The organism is Paenibacillus sp. N3.4 (assembly GCF_008017805.1).
Lineage (GTDB): Bacteria > Bacillota > Bacilli > Paenibacillales > NBRC-103111 > Paenibacillus_E.
Map to the genome: position 1 here is coordinate 1 of NZ_VRTT01000167.1, position 3,400 is coordinate 3,400.

At 40.9% G+C, this 3,400-nt stretch carries 3 protein-coding genes and 1 pseudogene; 3 read left to right on the forward strand and 1 reads right to left on the reverse strand.

Annotation, left to right across the window (positions count from 1 at the left end; all coding sequences use genetic code 11):
* Window positions 1-360: 360 nt before the first annotated feature.
* Window positions 361-1,010: pseudogene (locus FU659_RS34610) on the reverse strand (transcriptional regulator).
* A 391-nt stretch (window positions 1,011-1,401) separates the two neighbouring features.
* On the opposite strand from FU659_RS34610, the gene FU659_RS34615 reads away from it, so the two are divergent.
* The 3 genes from FU659_RS34615 to sigK all read left to right on the forward strand — a co-directional run.
* On the forward strand, window positions 1,402-2,007 hold the full coding sequence (locus FU659_RS34615) for a DUF2087 domain-containing protein (protein ID WP_147951685.1): 606 nt from the start codon (window positions 1,402-1,404) through the stop codon (window positions 2,005-2,007).
* Between the two features lie 226 nt (window positions 2,008-2,233).
* Complete coding sequence (locus tag FU659_RS34620) at window positions 2,234-2,647, forward strand: polysaccharide deacetylase family protein (RefSeq protein ID WP_147951686.1); 414 nt, start codon at window positions 2,234-2,236, stop codon at window positions 2,645-2,647.
* A gap of 247 nt (window positions 2,648-2,894) precedes the next feature.
* Window positions 2,895-3,400 (forward strand): RNA polymerase sporulation sigma factor SigK (gene sigK, locus FU659_RS34625; RefSeq protein WP_147951687.1); only part of this gene is annotated, 506 nt, incomplete at its 3' end.

Genomic DNA, 3,400 nt, shown 5'->3' on the forward strand with positions numbered 1-3,400 from the left:
TCTTAAACACACGGTGAGGCGATTGTTCGACCCCAGCCCTGGGTTTATTCGCCGTACTCCCACCACCTATGTTACCTAGAGAAGGAGCCCGAACTCCCCCAGAAAATTAGGTCATTCGAGACTCAAAAACCACGAAAATGATGAAAGAGGTGAGTGGGCACTCATTTTATCCACGTTGAATCGACAGCCACATGTGGTACACTATTTGGAGTTAATCACCGCTTTATTGCATCCATTAAGACAAATAACGGAACCTATGTCCGTAACCATCCTAAAAACTAGTTAGTTCATCAAATAAGAGCTCTCATGTCCGTAACCCAGTAATAATTTTAATTCATTACTTTCATAATAACAATTTGATTACAAACGGTGCTTAAAGGTCCGATTGCGACTTTCACCACTTGCCGATACCATAATTTGAAGCTCTACCAGCTTATGCAAAATACGTCTAGCATGACGATCACTAACACGAAGGTGACTAGCAAGTTCCAGTGGAGTAAAGGGGCGCAATAACCGTCGCGCCAATCGAACCGTCTCCGCTTCCAAACAGCTTAATTGTGAATATACGTCGGTCGCAATAAATTTTCCAATAAACGCGAGTACTAATTGCTGGCATTGCTGTGGTTCATCCATGATGGATGGAAATGCTACAGGAAGAAAAATCCATCCATCAAGTGCTAACAAGCAATGTCTCCTGCATAGATCCTTGAATCGAGTCACATCAAGATCTCTGGCATGAGGTCCATATCCCTGAATCTCGATACCTACCTTTGCACCACCAGGAGTATAAGCGAGGTCAAGATAGCGGTAACCATTGTTGAAATCTCTAACCTCCCACTCTGGGTGCAAATTGTCGAAATTACCGACTACAGGAAACCATGTTTTGCGCAAGAACTCAACTGTTCCATACTACCTAATCCCTTACTAAGTAACTCTCGTCTTCTGTGATTTTTCTCTGAAACTATATTATGCTTTAACCATTCCTCGTATTTTTGATCAAATTGGGACATCAGCGGCTACACTACCCTCCATTTATAAACTATTGTTAAAAATTTCGGTATCATTTTTATGCCATTAGAAAACAAAAACCGCTTTAATACAATTTTCCCCTGATTGTTGATCTGGAGACAATTTGTATTAAAGCGGCGCATTCTTTACGACCTCATTGCTGTTATTATATCTAAATATGCTTTACTCAACAATAGCTTTTCAAAAGGTGTTATTTAAAGTATTGGAATCAGAGGGGAATGTTGTGCGGACAAGCCGATTGACCATATCAAGGTTCACAGGATAATATGCAAAAATAAAGGGAATTGACAGAGTATTGATGTTAAGATAGTATCTAATTAATGATTATCAAATTAGATATTCATTAAATTAGATGGGGGTTGATTATTACCAATGCAATTAGATAAGGTAGTCAGTTATCATAAGGCTCTAGCAGACCCTACTAGAATAAAAATTTTAATACTGCTTGCTGATGGAGAACTCAATGGTCAAGTTTTGGCGGAAAAGCTGTGTGTTACGCCTGCAACAATAACTCACCATGCTATGAAACTGCGAGAAGCTAGTCTGATAAACGAGCGTAGAGATAAAAATACTATTTATTTTTCATTAAATCATTACTTCATCAAGAATAATGCCAACGCTACAGAACGTTTGATTTATCGAAAAACTAATTCCAAAGGAGGTACGGAGATATTGCATGATGACTACAAGCGAATAAAGGACTCCGTCATTAAAAACTTCTTCACATCCCAAGGGAAACTGAAAAGTTTACCCGTTCAACTTAAGAAAAAAATTGTTGTGTTGGAACATCTAGTGTCCCAGTTAGAAAAGGGGAGGAAGTATAGCGAGAAGGAAATCAATGATTTTATTAAGAATTTTCATGACGATTTTGCAACGATTCGAAGGGAATTTATTATGCACCAATTCATGTTTAGGGAAAACCAAATATACGAATTAAACCCACAGGAGATGTGGGCCAGGTGGGAGATTTTGTCGTGACGACTATAGGGATTCTAGGTGGTTCCATGATAATAAACTCTGACAGTTGAAAACATTACAGAAAAGACAGCACTTACCGATATCGAGGATGCCCCTAGGAAAACTGTACCTGGCGTAGTGGTTAACGGTTATGGTTCCTTATTTTTCCATTTTGGCTCCAATCTTGTTTATATGATGGATGCGAAATGTAATTACGATGATTCAATTACGCTAGAACGTCTGCTGGATGCGTCAAACCCCTCATACACTACCCATACTTCAAAAATTAGGTTTTATTTACCACATCGATAACCTAAGTCGGGATGAGCCGTCTATTCTGAATGTGAACGGCAAATCGTTTGCGGTAGTACCTTACACCGAGCGCAATAACGATATTATGCGTTTTGCCAATCCCTCATTCACCGCTGGTGCATTTGCTCAAGATTTGAAAGATGAATTTGATGTCCTTTATGCTGAAGCGGGCACCCGTCGAAGACTGATGTCGATTTCTGTACATGATCGTATTGGAGGGGCGCCTGCCCGCGTAGAAGCCTATAGCGAATTCATTGCATATGCATTGAATCACCCCGGCGTGGTATTCATGCGAAAGGATGAAATCACCATATGGGCACTTTCCCAGCCGGACACTCCTCATGATTGAAGCCTCAGTGTCTACGAAACATTGGATTCCTTCGCTATTCCCTTAACTTACAGCCCCCTGATTACAGGAGTATAGTTGACTGCGCTTGCGTTTCCGGAGGTTTTTAAATCTCTGCTAGGGTATTGCCCTTATTTTAGATAGATGAGTTATCTTTAACGTACATGCACTTCTAGGCGTTTACCTACATACAATGATACTAATCACCGTGTGTAAGTAGTTGACGACATCAATGAAGGGGGTGCAAGGTATGCCAGGTTTTTTTACGGCCATTGCAGTTTTTGTTAAACAGCTTATGCTGCTCGTTTCATATGTGAAAAATAATGCATTTCCGCAGCCCTTGACTGAGGAAGAGGAAGAAAAGCATTTACGGTTGATGGCGGAAGGCAATGATCATTCTAGAAATATGTTGATCGAGCATAATTTAAGATTAGTCGCGCATATCGTCAAAAAATTCGATAACACAGGGGAAGATTTGGAGGATTTGATTTCGATCGGGACGATCGGATTGATCAAAGCGATCGAGTCGTTCTCGCCGAACAAGGGCACGAAGCTCGCGACTTTTGCGGCTCGTTGTATCGAGAACGAGATCCTGATGCATCTGCGTTCGCTGAAGAAAACTCGGAAAGATGTGTCCCTGCATGATCCCATCGGAATGGACAAAGAGGGGAATGAAATTACGTTGATCGATATCCTCGGCAGCGAGGCGGATGATGTAGTAGATGCTGTACAGCTGAAAATAGAGAAATCAAAGAT

Excerpts from the sequence above, each read along its gene's own strand:
- FU659_RS34615 (WP_147951685.1), top strand. The coding sequence starts at position 1,402 with ATGCAATTAGATAAGGTAGTCAGTTATCATAAGGCTCTAGCAGACCCT.
- FU659_RS34620 (WP_147951686.1), top strand. The coding sequence starts at position 2,234 with ATGCGTCAAACCCCTCATACACTACCCATACTTCAAAAATTAGGTTTT.